We start from the raw sequence: 20545 nt of genomic DNA, 5'->3' as shown, positions 1-20545 counted from the left end.
AGCGCCTCGTGCTGACGGGCGCAACGTCGGGCATCAGCGCTCGCCCTTATCCGATATCACCGAACTGGCTGCCTGCACAATCGTGCGCCGCAGCCAGCGATGGGCGGCGCTGTGTTCAACCAATGGGCTCCAGGCCATCTTAAGTTCAATATCCTCGATCGGAAAAGGCGGTGCTTTGATGACGATCCGATCGTTTTGCGCCTGCAGCCGGGTCGTGCGGCTCGGTAGCGTGACGACCAGATCATGTTGTTCTGCCAGCCGCATCGCGGTCTGATAATGACGTGTGAAGACGCTGATCTGGCGCTGATGACCTAATTGACGCAACGCCTCGTCGACCCAGCCCAATTGCTGCACGGCGGAAGGATTGACGCCCACGCCCACGCCCATACCCGTCTTACTCACCCACACGTGCTTGGCCTGCAAATAGGCAGGCAGGGTGAAATTGTGACGCAGTGGATTGAGTCGACTGAACAAACACGAGAAGCTGTCCGCCCACAGCGTGTGGCTGTTGAAGGATTTCGGGAGCGTGTCAAACCGATTGATCACCAGATCGACCTTGCCACGTTCGACGTCGGCAAACTCCACGTCGCTGGGGGTTAACACGTCGAGGCAAATGTTTGGCGCGTCGGAACGCAAGCGCGACAAGACGGCCGGCAGTAGGGCGGATTCGGCGTAGTCGCTGGCCGATATGCGGAACACGCGTTGACTGTGTAACGCGTCGAATTGGGCTTCCGGCGCCACCACTTGTTGGGCCTGCGCCACAATTTGGTGAACGCTCGGCGCCAACGCCAAGGCGCGTTCGGTGGGTTGCATGCCATCCCGCGTGCGAACCAACAGCGGGTCGTCAAACAGCGCACGTAGCCGACGCAAGGCATTACTCATGGCCGGTTGCGTGACGTTAAGGTAACTCGCTGCGCGCGTGACATTTTGCTCGCGCAGCAAAATATCTAGGTAAATGAGAAGGTTAAGATCTATTTGATTAATATTCATTTTAATGATGACGGAAATAAAGATGATAAATTAGATTAATTATGCCAGAGATCCTAAGCTTTACGCTTCTTTTGTAACATCTGAAACCACTTTCAAGGAATCACCATGTCGAATTACAACCGCGATCTCCAACAGGTCGAGAAACTGTGTCAGGACCAGGGCACCGCCTGGAACGCCATCTCTCCTGAGCATGCGGCACGCATGCGCGCCCAGAATCGTTTTCGTACCGGACTGGACATCGCGCGCTACACGGCTGGCATTATGCGCGCCGACATGGCGGCCTATGACGCTGATCCAGCGAATTACACGCAGTCGCTCGGTTGCTGGCACGGATTTATCGGTCAGCAAAAGATGATTGCGGTGAAAAAACATCACGGTACGACCAAGAGTCGCTATCTGTATCTGTCCGGTTGGATGGTGGCTGCGCTGCGTTCCGAATTCGGTCCGCTGCCCGATCAGTCGATGCACGAGAAGACGTCGGTGCCGATGCTCATTGAAGAGCTCTACACCTTTCTAAAGCAGGCAGACGCCCGCGAACTTGGGCACCTGTTTAAAGCGCTGGATTCCGCCCGCGAAGCGGGTGACGAAACCGCTGAGCGTTCCGCACAAAACGCCATCGACAACTTTCAGACGCATGTGGTGCCGATTGTGGCTGACATCGATGCAGGTTTTGGTAATGAGGAAGCCACGTATCTGTTGGCCAAGAAGATGATCGAAGCGGGCGCGTGCTGTATTCAAATCGAGAACCAAGTGTCCGATGCCAAACAGTGTGGTCATCAGGATGGCAAGGTCACTGTGCCGCACGAGGATTTTCTTGCCAAGATCAACGCCGTACGTTACGCCTTTTTGGAACTCGGCGTGGATGATGGGGTGATTGTGGCGCGCACCGATTCGTTGGGTGCCGGGCTCACCCAGAAAATTCCTGTCTCTAACACGGAAGGGGATCTCGCTTCGCGTTATAACGCCTTTTTGGAGACCACCGAGGTCGCAGGCGTTGAGGATTTGAACGAAGGGGATGTTGTGCTCAAGCTTGACGGTAAATTGGTCAAGCCTGTTCGACTGCCAAACGGTTTGTACAAATTCAAAGCGGATACGGGCGTTGACCGGGTCGTGTTGGACTGTGTCACGAGCTTGCAGAACGGCGCGGACCTCCTATGGATTGAAACAGAGAAGCCGCACCTTCAGCAGATTGCCGGCATGGTCAACAAGATTCGCGAACAGGCTCCGCACGCGAAGCTCGTCTACAACAACTCACCATCGTTTAACTGGACGCTGAACTTTCGCCAACAGGTATTTGACGCGTGGCAGGAAGAGGGTAAGGACCTGTCCGATTATGCGCGCGACAACCTCATGAGCGGGGAGTACGACGACTCAGCCTTGGGCCGTGAGGCAGATTCGCGAATTCGTACGTTCCAGCAGGATGCGGCGCGAGAAGCCGGCATTTTCCATCACCTCATCACGCTGCCGACGTACCACACTGCGGCGTTGTCTACCGACAATCTAGCGAAAGGCTATTTCGGCGATGAGGGCATGCTCGCGTATGTGAAAGGCGTTCAGCGAGAGGAAATTCGTCAGGGTCTGGCCTGTGTGAAACATCAGGACATGTCCGGCTCTAACATTGGCGACGATCACAAAGAGTATTTCTCCGGCGACCAGGCGCTCAAAGCCTCCGGGGAAAACAACACAATGAATCAGTTCGATACTGAGAACTCACGCCGCGCCTAATCGGGCGGTGCAGTCTGCGGCCCGGACGCCTCGTGGCGTTCGGGCTTTTTTGTGCGCGTTGTTTATGCCTGAGAAGGCGCCCGACGCCGGTCGGTGCTATCATCAGCGACTTAACTTATTGACGGCGGGCTGCGCGTATGTGGCTCAATTAATACTGCGAAGGATCTTCGACACGATGCTCTACGAAAAAATTACACTGCCTGAACAGGGCGAGAAAATAACGACGAATGAAGACGGCACGCTCAATGTGCCTGATCAGCCCATTATCCCGTACATCGAGGGTGACGGCATCGGAATTGATGTCAGTCCGGTGATGATCAATGTTGTGAATACGGCGGTGTCGAAGGCGTATGGGGATCAGCGCAAGATCGAGTGGATGGAAGTCTACGCGGGTTCCAAAGCCACGCAAGAATACGCGAGTGGAGCGTGGCTGCCGGATGAGACGCTGCACGCCATGCGCGACTATGTGGTGTCGATCAAAGGCCCACTTGCGACGCCTGTCGGTGGCGGCATGCGATCACTGAACGTGGCGATTCGTCAGTCGATGGATCTGTTTGCATGCGTTAGGCCGGTGCAAAATTTCACCGGCATTCAGACGCCCACAAAAGACTCCGATTTAATCGATATGGTGATCTTCCGCGAAAACACCGAAGATATTTATGCGGGTATCGAATGGGAAGCGGGTACACCGGACGTGCATAAAGTGATCGCGTTCCTGCAGCAGGAAATGGGCGTGAGCAAGATTCGATTTCCATCGAGTTCCGGTATCGGCATTAAGCCGGTCTCCAAAGAGGGTTCCGATCGCCTGATTCGCAAAGCCATACAATATGCCATTGAAAACGATCGCACATCGGTGGCGCTTGTGCACAAGGGCAACATCATGAAGTTTACTGAGGGCGCATTTCGCAATTGGGGCTATGCGCTGGCCAAGGAAGAGTTTGGTGCGGTCGAAGTGGATGGTGGCCCTTGGTGTGAATTTACCAATCCGCGAACAGGGCATCCTATCGTGATTAAAGATGTGATCGCGGATAATTTCCTCCAACAAATATTATTGCGGCCCGAAGAATACGATGTGATTGCCACACTCAATCTCAATGGCGATTATATTTCGGATGCGTTGGCTGCACAGGTCGGCGGCATCGGAATTGCACCGGGCGGCAACATCGGTCACGGCGTTGCAGTGTTTGAAGCGACCCATGGCACCGCACCAGGCTACGCAGGCAAAGATCGGGTTAATCCAGGGTCACTCATTCTCTCCTCCGAAATGATGTTGCGATACCTTGGCTGGACGGAAGCCGCCGATCTCATTCTTAATGGCGTGCGTGGTGCCATTGCCGCCAAGCAGCTGACGTTCGATCTGGCGCTGGTGCATACGGCTGCCAAACGCACCAAACGAGACCTTGCGCGTCGACGCACGGTGGAAGAAAAACTCGAGCGACTGATTCCGGGCGCGACCTTAGTCGGTACCAAGGGGTTTGGCGAGGCCGTCATCGACCATATGGAGCCGAACGCGTAAGTTGAGCGAGACGAGTAAGCGCGAGCGAGGGGTAAGGCGGTGATTCGAGTGTTGCTGGTCGACGATCACAAGATTGTGCGTACCGGCATTCGCAAGATAATCGAGGGCGCCGTTGATATGGTCGTCGTTGGTGAGGCCGACACCGGGGAGCAGGCGCTGGATCTGGTTCGGCTGCATAAGCCTGACCTGGTCATGATGGACAAGCACATGCCGGGCATTGGAGGCGTCGAAGCCATGCGGCGCGTGCTGGCGAGCTTCGATGTGAAAATAATCTGTCTGACCATGGATGGGGCGGGTCCAATGACCAAACGCATACTTGAAATGGGTGTGATGGGGTATTTGACCAAGTCATGTGAACCCAGTGAAATGCTTGACGCCGTGCGGCGCGTGATGGCCGGGGAGCGGTTTTTAGGCGCGGAGATCGCTCGACAGATGGCTGAAGCCTCCCTATCCGGCCGCGACACGGGCTCGCCTTTTGATCAGCTCTCAGAGCGCGAGCTGCAGGTGTGTAATCTCATCGCGCAGGGGTACGCGGGTCGCGACATCTCGAACATGCTGCATCTCAGCCCCAAAACGGTGAGTACCTACCGCACGCGAATCTTTCAAAAAACCAGTGTCGATAACGTGCCGGAGCTGGTTCGACTCGCTATGCATTACGGATTGATTGATAGTAAAAAGATATAAATGAATAGGTTAGGTGATACTATTAATCTTATTTCTATTAAAGAATTCGGTCGATTCAGCGCGTAGCCATGGCGATGGGCGGGGCCGCATTCAATAAAAATTGCACGCGCTGCCCACGACTGGCCCGGTTTCTCAAGGATGTGCGCCGTCAATATCCGGACTATTACGGCTATCCCGTACCGGCATTTGGTCGCAAAAAAGAACCGATTTTAATTGTCGGTCTGGCACCTGGACTGCATGGCGCCAATGCCACCGGGCGCCCCTTTACGGGTGACCACGCCGGTGATGTGTTGTATGAAACGCTGCACCGACACGGATTGGCCAGCCGACCCGACTCACGGCATCGACGCGATGGCCTAACGCTGAACGGGTGTCGGATTACCAACGCTGTGAAGTGTTTGCCGCCCGCCAATAAGCCGGTTGGCGCGGAAATTAATGAATGCAACCCGTTTCTGGCACGTGATATTCAGGATATGGCGCGGCCGGGTGTGGTGTTGGCACTGGGAGGAATCGCGCATAATGCGGTCTTGAAAGCCCTGTCGCTCAAACTGAATGCGGCCAAATTTGGGCATGGCGCGGTACATTCAGTCGCCACAGGATTGACACTGCTCGACTCCTATCACTGTAGCCGTTACAACACGAACACGCGACGCCTTACACAAGCGATGTTCGATGATGTGTTTATAAAACTGCGTAAATTGGCGACACTGACGCAGGCCGAGACAGAATAAGATACCGGTATGCCGAGCGATCAGAATAATGAACTCAGAGATGGCTTTCCCGTTGAACCCGGCGCGTTTGAGCCGGCGGAATTTCTCTCGCGCCTAACCCGCCGGCCGGGTGTCTATCGCATGGTCGATGCGGAGGATACGGTGATTTACGTCGGCAAAGCGCGCAATCTTCGTTCACGCGTCGCCTCCTATTTTCGCGAACATAAACAAACCCGCAAAGTGGAACTCATGATGCGGCGCGTGGCGCGTGTGGATATCACCGTGACGAACACAGAAGCCGAAGCGCTTATTCTGGAAGACACGCTGATCAAACAGCTAAAACCACGTTATAACGTGTTGCTCAGAGACGATAAAACCTATCCATTCATTCGGGTATCCACGCATAAATCCTATCCGCGTGTGAGTTTTTATCGCGGCAAGAGTCGCGGCAAGGGCAAGTTCTTCGGGCCTTATCCGAGTACGTTGGCTGTGCGAGAAGCGGTGCAGCTGCTGCAAAAGCTATTCCGCTTACGGTCGTGCGACGACACCTTTTTCTCGCATCGTTCCCGTCCCTGCCTGCAGCATCAAATCAAGCGGTGTTCGGCACCTTGTGTTGGCATGATCAGTGAGACGGAATACCAGTCTGATATTCAGCATGCGCTGTATTTCCTTCAAGGCAAAAGCGAAAAAATTACCGACGACATTCAGCGGCGCATGCTCAAAAGTTCGAGTGAGCAGGACTATGAGTCCGCGGCACACTATCGCGATCAGCTTGCTGGACTAAAGCAGATCCAGGAGCGTCAGCTTGCGGTCGGCAGTGCCGCGGTGGATATGGACGTGGTGGCCGCGGTAACGGATGGCACCACACATTGTGTCACCGTGATCTTTATTCGGGCCGGACGCAATCTTGGTACACGCAGCTACTTTCCTCGCGTGGTTGCCGACGCGGAATTGCTCGAGGTGTTGTCAGCGTTTTTGGCGCAATACTATTTGTCGCGTGGCGCGCCGCCGGAAATCATCGTCAATCATGCCTTGCCGGATGCCGACTGGATCGCCGGAGCTCTGAGCGCGAAGATCGAACGCACCGTGCGCATTCGGCATCGCGTGCGGCAGGATCGCGCGGGCTGGTTGAAGCTGGCAATTACCAATGCCGAACACGCATTGGCATTACGCCAAGCCAGCAGCCTACAGGTGAGACAGCAGCTCGAGACGCTGGGTGAGTTGCTCGATGTGGAAACGCCTGAACGAATTGAGTGTTTCGACATTAGCCATACGGGAGGCGATTTGACCAGCGCCGCGTGTGTGGTCTTTGATCGCGAGGCGATGCGCAACGCGGAATATCGACGTTTCAATATCAAGGGAGTGAGCCCGGGCGACGACTATGGCGCGATGTCGCAAGCACTCAAACGTCGGTATACCCGTATTAAACGCGGCGAGGCGCCACTGCCTGACATCCTTTTGATTGATGGCGGCCCAGGACAGGTGAGTGCCGCTGCGGCGATTCTTGAAGAGCTCCAAATTGAAGAGCCATTAGTGGTGGGTATCGCCAAGGGCGCTGAGCGGCGAGCGGGTCATGAACGCCTGTTTATTCATGGACGTGCTGGTTGGATCACGCCTGGCAATCACTCAGCGGCGCTGCGGCTTCTGATGCAGGTGAGAGACGAAGCACATCGTTTTGCTGTGCGCAGTCACCGCACACGGCGTGACAAGAAAGCGACAACGTCGGTGCTCGAGCATATTCCAGGATTAGGTGCCAAGCGTCGCCGTGTGTTGTTGCGGCATTTTGGCGGCTTGCAAGGCGTGCAGCGGGCCGGTATCGATGATCTTAAGAAAGTTGACGGAATTGGTCCAAAATTGGCCAAAACCATTTACACTCAGATCCATGAGGCTTAATACGGAAACCGCAATTTAATGAACGCCCCCATTTTGCTTACCTGGCTGCGTATTGCGTTGATTCCGCTTTTCGTGTTGGTGTTTTTCCTCCCGTTTGAATGGGCTCGACCTGCGAGCAGCCTGATCTTCGTGACCGCCGGACTCACCGATATCCTCGATGGCTATCTGGCGCGCAAGTGGAATCAGACGTCCCGATTTGGGGCCTTTCTGGACCCGGTAGCCGACAAGCTCATGGTGGCCACGGCACTGGTGCTGATCGTTCATTCGGTGCCCGACGCATGGGGTATCCCGGTGGCGTTGGGTGCCGCTATTATCATCGGGCGCGAAATCACGATCTCAGCGTTGCGCGAGTGGATGGCCGAGGCCGGCAATCGCAATGTGGTGGCGGTTGGGCCGGTCGGCAAAATCAAGACGGTGGCACAAATCACCGCGCTCGCGTGGATGCTCTGGGAGCAGCCGTTTTACGGCATCCCCATTTATTGGATTGGCATGGCGGCGCTGTTTATCGCGGCGATTCTCACACTGATCTCAATGGCCATCTATCTGCGGTCGGCCATGCCGCATTTCACCACCGATATCGATTAGTGGCGGCAATGGCGGCGGGTGAGCAGGAGGTCGTGATATTTTGCCCAATGTGGGGCCAATCGCTTGACTAAGAACGGTCAGCGGCTACAATACGCCGCTCGCCACACTACGTTGTGGGACGGCATTGCGGGAATAGCTCAGTTGGTAGAGCACGACCTTGCCAAGGTCGGGGTCGCGAGTTCGAGTCTCGTTTCCCGCTCCAGATTCCAAAGCCCACCAATGGTGGGCTTTTTTTGTGGATCCGCCTCACGCAAACCACGCTACGCTATGGAGCCTTCCGGGAGACATTATGAGCGACACACCGCACATTGATACCGATGTGGTCATAATTGGGGCCGGACCCTGCGGATTGTTTCAGGTGTTTGAGCTCGGCTTGCTCGGCCTGCGTTGTGAGGTGGTTGATTCGATTTCGCAACCCGGTGGCCAATGTGCTGAGCTGTATCCTGACAAGCCAATTTATGACATACCGGCTGTACCGGTGTGCACCGGACAGGAGCTAACCGAGAATCTGCTCAAGCAAATCGAACCGTTCAACGCGGGGCTTCATCTTGGTCAGGAAGTGACCGAGTTGGAAGCGCAGGGCGAACAGTTTGTCCTGCGCACACACCTTGATACCGAATTTCGCGCCAAGGCGGTTGTGATTGCAGGGGGCGTCGGATCTTTTCAGCCGCGTAAAATTCGCGTGGCCGATGCCGATGCGTTCGAGGGGGAATCGCTGCACTATCGTGTCCGATTCCCGGAACGATTTTCTGATCAACGCCTTGTGATTTTTGGCGGGGGTGACTCGGCCCTTGACTGGGCGCTGGAATTAGCGGACCGAGCGAAGCATGTGACTCTCGTCCATCGACGCGATGAGTATCGGGCTGTTGATGCCTCCGTCGAAAAATTTAAAGCACTGGTCGCACAGGGTCGAGCTGCACTACTGGAAAGAACGGTCGTCGACTCGTTGCAGGGCGACAACGGCAAACTCAGCCACGTACACGTAAAACGCGACAATGGCGAAATTGAGGCGCTCGAGGCCGATCACATGCTGGTCTTTTTTGGTCTGGCGCCAAAACTTGGGCCGATCGCGGATTGGGGGCTCGAACTCGAGCGTAAAACGCTGCCAGTGGATACCGAGAAGTTCGAAACTTCCATGCCCGGCGTGTATGCCGTGGGTGATATCAATACCTATCCTGGCAAAAAGAAACTGATCTTATCCGGTTTTCACGAGGGCGCGCTCGCCGCGTTTGCCATCAAGCAGCGGATAGAACCCGATAAGAAAGTACGCGTGCAATACACCACAACGAGTCCGCTTATGCATGAGAGATTGGGCCTGAAGGAGGGCAATGAATGAGCCAGAAACTGGATATTGATACGCGCACTGAAGTTGAAGCCGCCGTTTTTCGACGTCTCATTCGACATTTGGATGAACGAAAGCATGTGCAAAATATCGAGCTCATGCTGTTGGCCGACTTTTGTCGCAACTGTCTCAGCAAGTGGTATGTGGCCGCGGCGGATGAGCAGGGTGTGGAACTGGACATTTCCGAGGCCCATGAGGCGGTTTATGGCATGTCATATGCCGAGTGGAAAGCGAATCATCAGACGGACGCAACCCCCGAGCAACTGGCGCAGCTCGAGGCAAAAAAGGCCTGAATTTCTTCGGTCAGCGGCGCTGATCGCCGATGTTGGGCGCGGGCAGAGGGCGTCGCGAGTTAGCGCCAATTTCCGCTCGGATTGGCCTGCATTTAAGAGATCAGTATGCTACAGTTCCGCGGCTTGCGGCGGTGCCCACACCGTCGCACCGCCCAACGACATTTCTGGCTAGATGGCAGAGTGGTGATGCAACGGCCTGCAAAGCCGTGTACCCCGGTTCGATTCCGGGTCTAGCCTCCATTTCGAACTAGGTGCGGCTGCAAACAGCCCGGGTGGCGGAATTGGTAGACGCTGCGGACTTAAAATCCGTTTTCCGTAAGGAAGTGCGAGTTCAAGTCTCGCTCCGGGCACCAGTTTTATTTTTCGTGGGGCGACCTGCATGACCTCACTCTTTGCGCGCCAACACGCGTCCTGCGTCGTGGCCTACAGCGACCTTGAGATATGGCGCGGCGAACGCTGTTTGTTGAGTCATGCCCAATTTACTCAAACGCACCCACTTGTGCATGTCAAAGGCGTGAACGGAAGCGGGAAAACGACGCTTTTGAAGGTGCTTGCGGGCCTGTCCACCGCCGAAACCGGATCGGTCGAATGGCGGCGTGATGGCTCGTTAATTTCCCCGACCGCCGGCGGCCTACTTGCCTACGCCGGTCACCTCGAAGGCCTCAATCCCGCTCTGTCCGTGTTGGAAAACGTACAGTGGGGGGCAGGGCTGCAACGCGACCTATCCTCGGCGCACATCGAATCGGCGTTTGCGTCGCTGTCCCTGTCGGCGTTGTTGCCCCGCTTGGCGCGCCAGCTTTCGGCCGGCCAGCGGCGACGCGTTGCGTTATTGCGTTCCGTGCTAACACAGTCGCCCGTTCTGGTTTGGGACGAGCCGTACGCGAACCTCGATGAGGCTGGAGTGGAATTTGTGGACGCCTTATTAAGACAGCATCTCGAGGTGGGTGGTTGCGCCCTGGTGAGCGCTCACCGTGTACCCAGCGTAGCGTCGTCTCAAAGGCAAACCTTGGTGCTGCACTCATGACTTCAGTCTCCCTTTCGCGGGTACTCCGCGCGCAAATGCTGAAGGAGTGGCGGCAGCTTGGGCGCCAGTTTGGGGCAACGCTCACGCCGCTTCTTTTTTTCGCGGTGGTGGTGGCCCTGTTTCCACTGAGCACCCAACCATCGCCTGAGCGGCTGGCCACCATCGCCGGACCGGTGGTCTGGGTGGCGGCCTTGCTGTCTGCCATGCTTGCGCTTCAGACGTTGTTCCGCAGCGACTATGATGACGGCAGTCTGCAACTCATGGCGCTCTCACCAACGCCGTTATGGCTACAGGTTTGGGCAAAACAGTTTGCGCACTGGACCACATCGGGACTGCCATTGGTGTTGTTGGGGCCGGTGGCGGGTTACTCCTTAAATTTACCGGCCGAGGCCAATCTGACACTGGTGCTCGCGCTGTTGCTGGGCACACTGAGCCTGAGCGCGCTCGGTGCGATGGGGGCCGCGCTGACCGTCGGTTTAGGTCAGGGTGGCTTGCTGTTTTCCGTGTTAGTTCTGCCACTTATGGTGCCCACGTTGATTTTAGGTGCGCGTGCGACCGAGCTGGCAGGCGCCGGGTTGAGTGCGTCGGGTGCACTCAACGTGCTGGCGGCGATCACTCTGCTGACGGCCACGCTGACCCCGTTTGCCACCGCGGCTGCGCTCAGGGTGAGTCTTGAATAGCGGTGTGGATGGGCGGTTTGGCAAGAACGGGCGGCTTGCGGTGATTAAATGGCGGGATTACTGAGTGGATTTTCACGATCAGCATGTTAAAAAGCCCACGGGCGTCACAAAACTGACCGAAATCTCGTTTCAAAATGGGCGTTTGGAACGGCCTGGCGGGTATTGGAACCTGCGACGTGCCGTGTGTGTCTCTTAGGAGGCAGTGGCCAAACGGGTAGAATAAGGCATCACTGACCACGCGTGTGTCGGCGGACCCGAGGAATTCGAATACATCCATGAACGCTTTCATGAACTGGTTCTATCGCATGAGCTCACCTCCGCACTTTTATCGGTGGGCGGGGGCGGCCATTCCTTGGGTCTTGTGGCCGGCCGTAGCGCTGGGCATTGTCGCCGCGTACCTCGGTCTTGTGCGTGCGCCACAGGATTACCAGATGGGCGATACCGTGCGCATCATGTATGTGCATGTGCCGTCAGCGTGGCTGTCGCTGATGAGTTACTCCTCAATGGCCGTCGCGGCGGCGATCGGTTGGATTTGGCGCATGAAACTGGCGCATGCCGTGGCCGCAGCCATTGCACCCGCCGGCGCGTCTTTAACCTTCTTAGCGCTCGTTACCGGTGCCATCTGGGGTAAGCCCACATGGGGGACGTATTGGGTATGGGATGCGCGCCTAACGTCTGAACTTGTTCTGCTTTTTTTATTTATGGGCGTGATCTTATTGCGTAATGCCTATGAGGACCGACCGCAAGGTGACCGCGCCGCGGCGATATTGACGATCGTCGGCGTGGTGAACGTGCCGATCATTCACTTTTCGGTGAAGTGGTGGAATACATTGCACCAAACGGCAAGTGTCTCCGTGACCGGTAAATCCGGGATCGACGCGAGTTTGTTGTGGCCGCTCCTGTTGATGATGCTTGCCTTTACACTCTACTTGGTCGCGTTGGTGCTGATGCGCACCCGCAACGAGGTACTTCGTCGCGAACAGCGAAAGCGTTGGGTCATTGAGTTGGTGTCATCATGATGGAATGGCTGCAGATGAACGGCGATGGCATTTACGTCTGGCCGTGCTATGTCATCACATTGTTGGTGCTGATCGCCAATGTGCAGGTAGCCCGTTCGAATCGGCGTAAGTGGTTGTCACGTGCGGCGGAACGTGCGCGGCTCGCGAAGCAGTCCGAGAGGCGCTCATGACACCTCGAAGCAATCGTATGATGAGTGTGATCGTCTTATTGGTCGGCGTCTCCTTGGCGACGGTGTTCGGTCTGCGGGGTTGCGAAGATCTCAAGTTTTACTTCTTTGATCCCAGTCAGATTGCGGCCGGCGAAGTCGATACGGCGCAGCCCTTTCGGTTAGGCGGAATGGTCAAAGAAGGCTCCTTTGAGCGTACGCCTGAGTCACTCGATATTCGCTTCGTCGTTACTGATTTTGCCCATGATGTCACGGTGCGTTATACCGGCTTACTACCGGATTTGTTTCGTGAGGGGCAGGGTGTTGTGGCCACCGGGCAGCTCAACGCCGACGGCGTGTTTGAAGCCGAGACCATTCTTGCGAAGCACGATGAAAACTACATGCCGCCCGAAGTCGCCGACGCATTAAAAGTTCAGCATAACAATGACGACGGTGCCAAATGAAGATTCGGCGCGACCCACGATGGAGACCTAGCGCGTGATTCCAGAGCTTGGACATATCGCGCTGATTTTGTGTTTGATGTTGGCGGTCGCGCAGATGGTGTTCGGCTATGCCGGCGCCTGGGCGAATCGTGCGAGCTGGATGGCCGTCGTCAAACCGGCCGCAATCGGTCAAATGGTCTTCGCCACGCTATCGTTTGCTACGTTAGTTGCCGCGTTTCTCGCCGATGACTTTACCGTCTCTTATGTCGCCAGTAACTCAAATACCGCGTTGCCCACCCTGTACAAAGTGGCGGCTGTTTGGGGTGCTCACGAAGGATCGTTGCTGTTGTGGGTGCTCATCCAAAGTGGCTGGACGTGTGCGGTTGCGCTCGGTAGCAACCGGCTGCCGGATGTCTTTTCCTCGCGTGTGATCGCGACGCTGGGATTTGTCAGCGTGGGCTTTTTACTCTTTATTCTGCTCACGTCAAATCCGTTTTGGCGTCTTATGCCCGGCGCGTTCGAAGGGCGCGACCTAAATCCGTTATTACAAGACCCTGGACTCGCCATTCACCCGCCGATGCTCTACCTGGGCTACGTTGGGTTTTCAGTGGCGTTTGCGTTCGCCATCGCCGCCATGATGAGCGGTGACGTCGCGTCTCAATGGGCGCGTTGGACGCGACCATGGACTACGCTCGCATGGCTATTCCTTACCATTGGCATCGCGTTGGGCAGTTGGTGGGCGTACTACGAGCTGGGTTGGGGCGGATGGTGGTTCTGGGATGCGGTGGAGAACGCCTCGTTTATGCCCTGGCTAATTGGCACAGCGCTTATCCATTCATTGGCCGTCACCGACAAGCGCGGTCTGTTTAAAAGTTGGACACTGCTGCTATCAATTCTGGCATTTTCGCTATCTCTGCTCGGCACATTTTTGGTGCGATCCGGTGTCCTCGTGTCCGTGCATGCTTTTGCCAATGACCCTGAACGTGGATTTTTTATTCTGCTGTTTCTCGGTGTCGTGGTGTGCAGTGCGCTTTTGCTGTATGCGTTTCGCGCGGGTCGCTTTGTTGAGGATGGGCAATTTGATTTGGTATCGCGAGAAACGGCCCTGTTGGTGAACAATGTATTGCTCGTCAGTGCCGCGTTTGTCGTGCTGTTTGGCACGCTCTATCCGTTGATTAACGATGCGTTGTCGCTGCCCAAGGTGTCGGTGGGAGAGCCTTGGTTTAACGCGTATTTTGTGCCATTAGCGCTCGTCCTGATGGTTTTCCTCGGTGCGGGAATGCACACCGTGTGGCGGGTGAATAATGTCGCGGCACTGATTCGTCGGCTCCGTATGCCGGCGCTTGTGGCGATCGTCGGCGCGGTTGTGATACCGCTGATCATCTATCAACGCACGTCAGTAATGGTCATTCTCGGTGCAACCACGGCCTTATGGGTGCTGCTGTCGAGCCTTGGCGAGGTGGTGGCGAGCTGGCGCGGCGGCCGTCGGCTGCCGCGCGCTGTGGCTGGCATGTTGGTCGCGCATATCGGTGTCGCGCTCAGCGTGGCGGGCGTGACCTTTACGTCGGCCTACAGCGATCAGCGTGATGTGGCGCTAAAGATCGGCGAGTCGTATGACTTGCAACACTATACGTTCACACTTCAATCGGTCGGCACCGTTCAGGGTCCTAACTATACGGCGGAGGAAGCCGTGGTGGGTGTGCAGCACAAGGGGCAGCCCTTAACGGAACTGCGTCCACAGAAACGTCAGTACTTGGTGCAAAAGTCGCCGATGACAGAGTCCGATATTCACCCCCGGTTGCGTCGGGATGTGTATGTGGCGATGGGTGACGACCTCGGTGGTGGTTCGTATAGCTTGCGTCTTCAGATCAAACCGATGGTGCGCTTTATTTGGCTCGGTGCACTGATCATGTCACTCGGCGGATTGCTGGCCATGACCGATCGACGATATTTTCGCGAGCGACAAACCTCGGCGGCGAGTGTGATTGTCTGATGCGTTACGCGGTGCCGCTTCTGGTCTTTTTAGCGATGAGCGTGTTTCTGGCATTGGGGCTCGGTCAGGATCCTGAATACGTGCCGTCGCCGTTTATAGGCAAAGCGGTGCCCCCATTCACTCTCGAGTCGCTCGATGATCCGTTGCAGACGGTCTCCACGTCGGACTTTAAGGGCAAGGCCTTTGTCATCAATGTGTGGGGTTCTTGGTGTCCAGCCTGCTACGACGAGCACCCCTATCTGTTGGAATACGCACAACAGGGTGAATTACCCATTGTGGGACTCAATTGGAAAGACACGCGTGAGGACGCACGAAATTGGCTGGCTCGGCTCGGCGATCCGTATGTGGTCAATGCCTACGACCCGGTAGGTGACGCCGGCATTAATCTCGGCGTTTACGGCGCCCCGGAGTCATTCTTGGTCAGTGCGGAAGGTGTGGTTTTACACAAGCATGTGGGACCTTTAACACCGGCTATTTGGCAGGCCGAGTTTTTGTCAAGGGTGAGCGCGCTGTGAGCCTTCGACACCACCCGCTTGGACTCGTCGCGGCACTGACCATCGTCCTTGTTTGTGCGCCCTCGCATGCAATTGATTCCGAAACGCTCGACGATCCCGTATTGCAGACGCGCTACGTGGCGATCAGTAAAGAACTGCGCTGTTTGGTGTGTCAGAACCAATCGATCCAAGATTCCAATGCCGATTTGGCCAAAGATCTGCGACGACAGGTGCGAGGGATGCTATTGGCGGGGCGCTCGGATACCGAGATTTACGCGTATATGACGGAGCGCTACGGAGACTATGTCCGCTATCGGCCACCTTGGCGCATCAATACGCTGCTGCTACAACTGTTTCCGTTCATCGTTGGATTACTCGGTGTTACCTTGCTTTGGGGTACGCTAAAGAAACACCGTTCTCGTCAGAGTGTGTCGACACCCGACGAAGCTGAGCGCGATCTGTCGCTGCCCGAGGATCAGCCGTAGTGCCTCTCCCATTTGTCGTGCTTGCTCTTGTGATGACGTTGATGGCGGCCGCCATCATTGTGATTCCAGTTTACCGGGCGGCGAGCGGGCAATCTTGGTTGCCGTCCGCGGCGTCATTCGCGCTCTTAGTGGTCGGCGGAACGGCGGCCGCGTACGTCTACCTGAGCGATTGGAATTGGCAGCCATTCGGTGTGCCGGATGCGCCCGCGGCACAGCAACTCTATGCGCTTCAAAAAGCCGTACATGAAGATCAACAAAGTGCGACCGCATGGCGTGACTTGGGGCGCTTCTACTTACAGTTCGATCAGTTAGCGCTTGCGATTGACTCACTCGAAAGCAGTGTTCGATTGAGTGGCGGCCGTGATGTCGACACCAACCTCAATCTGGTCGAAGCATTAGCCGCGCGTGGAGAGCCCAATGATGGGCCACGCAGCGCGGAGATTCTCAGTGCGTCCCTCAAGTTGGATCCCGGACATCGTAAAGCCCTTTGGTACGGCGGCGAAGTCGCGGCGAGTCTTGGTCAATGGGAGGTCGCAATCGCGCGATGGCAAGCGATGCTCAGCGATTCGCGACGCATCAATTCCGATGAGGCCCGTTCGGTTACTCGATTACTCGAACAACGCATCGCTGCTGCCGAGGCGGAGCGTGATCAAACGGGCATGCCCGCGGGCCACGTTGGCACAATGGGTGCACCCGAAGCGGTGCGCATACAGGTGACGCTCGAACCGGCGTTGTCCAGCACGCCGTCGTTGCGTCCATCGACGAACGTGTTTGTGTTTGTACGACCCGCTGGTGAGGGCGGACCACCCATCGCCGTGCATCGGGCGACGCTTGGGCAACTGCCGCTGGACATTGTGTTGGATGATCGCAATGCCATGATGCCATCCAGGACCCTATCTGGATTCGAGGCGCTAGATATTGTGGCGCGTGTGTCGTTGGGCGGCGTCCCGACCGCGACCCCTGGCGATCTTTTTGGCGAACAGTCGTTGGGTCCTAACGACAATCGTCACGTGTCGATCCGCATCACTGAGGTCGTGCGATAGACACATTATGTAAACATTGGTGACCAATCCCATCACACCGGTGGCTGTCTGCGTGACTCGCACCATCGGAGAGACAATAAAAGTATAATTATCAATTAATTACACGATAACCATATCCCGCCATACCGAATTCACCAAACGGCACCGAAATAGGGCGTCAAACCAATCCGTGAACCGCTTAACAGTATGATTCTGCGGGCGGACCTAGACTGACCCATAGTCTTTGTGTGGGTCGTGCCATGAACGTGTTTGTCTCCGCTTGCTTGCGCACCGTCGTCCAGTCGGACGCCGGTTTCGCGTTACGTGCCCTGTTGGTTTGTTCTTTGCTGATCATTAGCGGCGCAGTGGTGGCCGAGCAAAACCGCATTCTTGTTTTGGGTGGCATCAAAACAGCGAATCGCGATGTGAACGAAGCGCTCGAACCAATGGCCGCCTTTGTGCGTCAGCACATCAGCGAAATTGGTGTCGACGACGTGGTGGTGGTGACGGCGACCGACCGCGAGCATCTCGCACAACTGATTCGTCATGGCCGTGTCGATTGGATTTCACAAACCGCCTACAACGCTTCGTACTTTCTCAAGAACGCCGATGTGAGTGTGCTCAGCCGCAGTTGGCGCGGCGGAACTCCGACGTATAAAAGCGTGTTCTTCGTGCGTAAGGACAGCGCGCTCGACAGTCTTGATCACCTCGATGACCACTCCATCGCCTTTGAGCATCCGTATTCGACAAGCGCCTACTTCGTGCCGAAGATCGAATTGGAAGCACGGGGAAAAAATTTGGTGCGACAACTCGACGATGCGATGGTGGACGCGACCTCATCCGATAAGAAGGACGTGAATTATCGATTCTCTAAATCCGAGTACAACACGGCGCTATGGGTGCAAAAAGGCATTGTTGATGTCGGCGTGATCAACGACAGTTGTTGGCGTAATCCCAACGTTGTGCCAGACAGCCTGCGCGACGATTTTCGCATTGTGCATGAAACCGGTGACGTGGTACGTGCACTTGAGCTTGTCCGCAGCGATTTAGACGCGGACATCAAGGCTCGTTTAAGTCAACTGCTGCAGTCGATGCACGACAGTGAACGCACCGAGGCGGTGCGAAGCGCGTATTTCGATACCCAACGTTTCGATGCGCCCACCCAAGACGATATTCAACGTCTGCACGAGTTTTCACTGTATTCGGGTTTCGGCACGTCGAACGACGGTTCGGAAGATCACATTATCAGCCGAGGCGATCGTTAATGCGCATGGGCCTACAGTCTCGCTATCTGCTGCAAACGATCGGGTTGTCTTCGTTTGTCATCGCGATCATGACAACAATGCTGATGCTGTTTTTCAGCCATTCTGCTGGACGGATCAGCGAGCTGGGTGCGCAACGACTCCAGGATTCGTTGACTGAACGACTCGAGCAGCGTGGCGCGACAATTGCGCAGAACATGGCCGCTAATCTGGGTGACGACGTCGCCGATCTGGATATGCGCTCAATTCAGCTCAAGCTGCAGGCCGCGCTGGATAACAACGATGTTGCATTCGTGTACGTCTATGATCGCGAAGGCGCGATCGTCCATGACGGGCAGGCGACGATTCCGAAGTACGGCCAGCGGATTGCCGACGTGGTGCGCGACCATACCGGTGTTGAATCTGCTGTGACAGAAGGGAAGTTAGGTAATCATGTCGTCGTGTCGATGCCGCTGACCGACACCAGCGGTAGCGGCGTAACCGTTGGCTTATCTTTGGATTCGGTCTCGGCAGAAACGCAGACCATTGTGGCAAATACCCGGGCGTTGATCGATTCGGATCAAGCGCGTCAGATTTACATCGTGTTAGTCACCACCGGCATATTGCTGATCACAACGGCGATAATTGCGATGTGGCTGGCGCGCAAATTGGTCACGCCAATTCGCCAGCTTGCTACCTATGCAGACGAAGTCGGTAAAGGTAATTATGACGCCGTACTGCCGATTAGACGTTCTGATGAGTTGGGCGATTTGGCAAAAAGTCTTCGGGAGATGAGTGATAATCTGCAGGTTACCAGCGGAGAAGTGCACTATCTTGCGTATCACGATAGCCTGACAAAATTGCCCAACCGCGCGCAGCTGAAAGACGCGCTTCAGCGGGCGGTTGCTCGAGCCCGACGGTCGGAAACCAGTGCTGCGTTGTTGTTTATCGATTTGGACGACTTTAAGCGCGTCAACGATACGCTTGGTCACGACGCCGGTGATACCTTGCTCAAAGAATTTGCCGTGCGTCTAGCGGACAGCATCCGAGTTGAAGATCAGATCGCCACCGCGTCCGACGAGCAAAGCACAGATGTCATCGCTCGACTGGGTGGTGACGAATTCACGGTCGTGCTCGACAGCATTACTCAGCCATCCGACGTGGTGGTGATCGCTCAACGCATTCTCTCGGCCCTCAAAGAGCCGTTTGTGATTGCCGGGCAGGAAGTCGTTGTCGGCGCCAGTATCGGCATTACCACGTTTCCCGAGGACGGCAGTGACGTCGATACGCTCTTGCGTAATGCAGACGTTGCGATGTATCAGGCCAAAGAGCGTGGCAAGAATCAATTTGAGTTCTATAACGACTCAATGCATCGCATGGCGACGGAACGACTGTCGCTCGAGGCGGATCTGCGTCACGCGTTGCGTTACGATCAGATGCGCCTCGTCTATCAGCCTGTGCTCGATATTGAGCAAAACGCGGTAGTGGCAATCGACTCTAAATTGCGTTGGATGCATCCGGCATTGGGCGTCATTCATCCCGACGTGTTTTTACCGCTGGCTGAACAAACTGGCTTCATTGTTGAGCTTGATGAGTGGGTTGTCGAGTCGGTGTGCCGAGACATGCGCATGCTGCAGAAGCGTGGCTATACGTCTCACAAGATTTCGGCAAAGCTGTCTAGCGTGCATTTTCGCGATCAGAGCATCAGCGATGTGGTGAATAAGGCGCTCGTACAAAATGGGGTACCCGCAGAAAGTCTGAGTCTCAAAGTAGACGAAAAAACCATCATGCGTAATTTCCCGAGGGCGTCCAAAATCTTGACCGAACTGCGAGACAGCGGTGTGGACATTGTGGTGGACGCATTCGGTAGTGGGCATTCGCCTCTGAATTATCTCACCAAACTTCCGGTTGATAGCGTAAAGGTAGCTCACGAGTATATCCGGCAGATTGATCAGGGCGAACACGAAAAAGCCATTGTCGCGATTATAGTCGCGATGGCACACAGCCTTAAGATGAAAGTGATTGCCGATGGCGTCGAGAGCCAACAACAATTTGAGCTGGTCAAGAATATTGCCTGCGACATGGTGCAAGGGAGCTATTATGCGCGCCCAATGCTTCGTGACGATCTGATCACCTATCTTGAAAAGCATATCAACGGCAGCAATGAGTTTGTCCACACCGGTAGCTTTCCGGCTACTACTGTTGCCGTTCTGAATCCTCAGAACTAACCGCTCCCAATTAACGCGATCCAAGGTTATTG

General features: G+C 55.7%; 20 protein-coding genes and 3 tRNA genes. 22 read left to right on the top strand and 1 reads right to left on the bottom strand.

Annotated elements, in window-relative coordinates; all coding sequences use genetic code 11:
• Positions 1–33: 33 nt before the first annotated feature.
• Complete coding sequence (locus AAF465_10865) at positions 34–990, bottom strand: LysR substrate-binding domain-containing protein (protein MEM7083223.1); 957 nt, start codon at positions 988–990, stop codon at positions 34–36.
• A gap of 105 nt (positions 991–1095) precedes the next feature.
• On the opposite strand from AAF465_10865, the gene AAF465_10860 reads away from it, so the two are divergent.
• The 22 genes from AAF465_10860 to AAF465_10755 all read left to right on the top strand — a co-directional run bounded on the left by AAF465_10860 (position 1096) and on the right by AAF465_10755 (position 20513).
• On the top strand, positions 1096–2715 hold the full coding sequence (locus tag AAF465_10860; protein ID MEM7083222.1) for an isocitrate lyase: 1620 nt from the start codon (positions 1096–1098) through the stop codon (positions 2713–2715).
• Between the two features lie 175 nt (positions 2716–2890).
• The gene (icd, locus tag AAF465_10855) at positions 2891–4231 is read left to right on the top strand and encodes an NADP-dependent isocitrate dehydrogenase (protein MEM7083221.1); all 1341 of its coding nucleotides are present in this window, start codon (positions 2891–2893) and stop codon (positions 4229–4231) included.
• 39 nt (positions 4232–4270) lie between these two features.
• A complete protein-coding gene (locus tag AAF465_10850; GenBank protein ID MEM7083220.1) occupies positions 4271–4915 on the top strand; it encodes a response regulator in 645 nt (214 codons plus the stop codon).
• A gap of 74 nt (positions 4916–4989) precedes the next feature.
• The gene (locus AAF465_10845) at positions 4990–5646 is read left to right on the top strand and encodes a uracil-DNA glycosylase (GenBank protein MEM7083219.1); all 657 of its coding nucleotides are present in this window, start codon (positions 4990–4992) and stop codon (positions 5644–5646) included.
• A 9-nt stretch (positions 5647–5655) separates the two neighbouring features.
• Positions 5656–7518, top strand: a complete 1863-nt coding sequence (uvrC, locus tag AAF465_10840; GenBank protein ID MEM7083218.1) for an excinuclease ABC subunit UvrC — start codon at positions 5656–5658, stop codon at positions 7516–7518.
• A gap of 18 nt (positions 7519–7536) precedes the next feature.
• Entirely contained in the window at positions 7537–8103 is a 567-nt protein-coding gene (gene pgsA, locus AAF465_10835; protein ID MEM7083217.1) for a CDP-diacylglycerol--glycerol-3-phosphate 3-phosphatidyltransferase, read from the top strand.
• A gap of 126 nt (positions 8104–8229) precedes the next feature.
• Positions 8230–8305: transfer RNA gene (locus AAF465_10830), tRNA-Gly, on the top strand.
• A gap of 87 nt (positions 8306–8392) precedes the next feature.
• Positions 8393–9439, top strand: a complete 1047-nt coding sequence (locus tag AAF465_10825; GenBank protein ID MEM7083216.1) for an NAD(P)/FAD-dependent oxidoreductase — start codon at positions 8393–8395, stop codon at positions 9437–9439.
• Positions 9436–9738: a DUF1244 domain-containing protein gene (locus AAF465_10820; protein ID MEM7083215.1), complete on the top strand. Its 303-nt coding sequence runs from the start codon at positions 9436–9438 to the stop codon at positions 9736–9738. Before AAF465_10825 ends, AAF465_10820 begins: the two co-directional genes overlap by 4 nt.
• Positions 9739–9904: 166 nt before the next feature.
• Positions 9905–9978, top strand: a tRNA-Cys gene (locus AAF465_10815).
• Positions 9979–10004: 26 nt separating this feature from the next.
• A tRNA-Leu gene (locus AAF465_10810) sits at positions 10005–10091 on the top strand.
• A 26-nt stretch (positions 10092–10117) separates the two neighbouring features.
• Positions 10118–10762, top strand: coding sequence for a heme ABC exporter ATP-binding protein CcmA (ccmA, locus tag AAF465_10805; GenBank protein ID MEM7083214.1), 645 nt, complete (start codon positions 10118–10120; stop codon positions 10760–10762).
• Entirely contained in the window at positions 10759–11442 is a 684-nt protein-coding gene (ccmB, locus tag AAF465_10800) for a heme exporter protein CcmB (protein ID MEM7083213.1), read from the top strand. The genes ccmA and ccmB overlap by 4 nt, the downstream gene beginning before the upstream one ends.
• Before the next feature lie 287 nt (positions 11443–11729).
• The gene (gene ccmC / locus AAF465_10795; protein ID MEM7083212.1) at positions 11730–12461 is read left to right on the top strand and encodes a heme ABC transporter permease CcmC; all 732 of its coding nucleotides are present in this window, start codon (positions 11730–11732) and stop codon (positions 12459–12461) included.
• Entirely contained in the window at positions 12458–12631 is a 174-nt protein-coding gene (gene ccmD, locus AAF465_10790; protein ID MEM7083211.1) for a heme exporter protein CcmD, read from the top strand. The genes ccmC and ccmD overlap by 4 nt, the downstream gene beginning before the upstream one ends.
• Positions 12628–13071, top strand: a complete 444-nt coding sequence (gene ccmE / locus AAF465_10785; protein ID MEM7083210.1) for a cytochrome c maturation protein CcmE — start codon at positions 12628–12630, stop codon at positions 13069–13071. Before ccmD ends, ccmE begins: the two co-directional genes overlap by 4 nt.
• Before the next feature lie 34 nt (positions 13072–13105).
• Positions 13106–15043 carry a heme lyase CcmF/NrfE family subunit gene (locus tag AAF465_10780; GenBank protein ID MEM7083209.1) on the top strand — a complete coding sequence of 646 codons (1938 nt, stop codon included), beginning with the start codon at positions 13106–13108 and terminating at the stop codon, positions 15041–15043.
• Positions 15043–15558 (top strand): DsbE family thiol:disulfide interchange protein, encoded by a 516-nt coding sequence (locus AAF465_10775; protein MEM7083208.1) that lies wholly within the window; start codon positions 15043–15045, stop codon positions 15556–15558. The genes AAF465_10780 and AAF465_10775 overlap by 1 nt, the downstream gene beginning before the upstream one ends.
• Positions 15555–16022 (top strand): cytochrome c-type biogenesis protein, encoded by a 468-nt coding sequence (locus AAF465_10770; protein MEM7083207.1) that lies wholly within the window; start codon positions 15555–15557, stop codon positions 16020–16022. Before AAF465_10775 ends, AAF465_10770 begins: the two co-directional genes overlap by 4 nt.
• Positions 16022–17065 (top strand): hypothetical protein, encoded by a 1044-nt coding sequence (locus AAF465_10765; protein ID MEM7083206.1) that lies wholly within the window; start codon positions 16022–16024, stop codon positions 17063–17065. The genes AAF465_10770 and AAF465_10765 overlap by 1 nt, the downstream gene beginning before the upstream one ends.
• Positions 17066–17304: 239 nt before the next feature.
• Complete coding sequence (locus AAF465_10760; GenBank protein MEM7083205.1) at positions 17305–18309, top strand: phosphate/phosphite/phosphonate ABC transporter substrate-binding protein; 1005 nt, start codon at positions 17305–17307, stop codon at positions 18307–18309.
• Entirely contained in the window at positions 18309–20513 is a 2205-nt protein-coding gene (locus tag AAF465_10755; GenBank protein ID MEM7083204.1) for an EAL domain-containing protein, read from the top strand. Before AAF465_10760 ends, AAF465_10755 begins: the two co-directional genes overlap by 1 nt.
• The last annotated feature ends 32 nt before the right edge of the window (positions 20514–20545 follow it).

The organism is Pseudomonadota bacterium (genome assembly GCA_039028935.1).
Lineage (GTDB): Bacteria > Pseudomonadota > Gammaproteobacteria > Steroidobacterales > SZUA-146 > SZUA-146.
The sequence above is the reverse complement of the archived record's forward strand: the minus strand, read 5'-3'. Positions and strand labels throughout refer to the sequence as shown.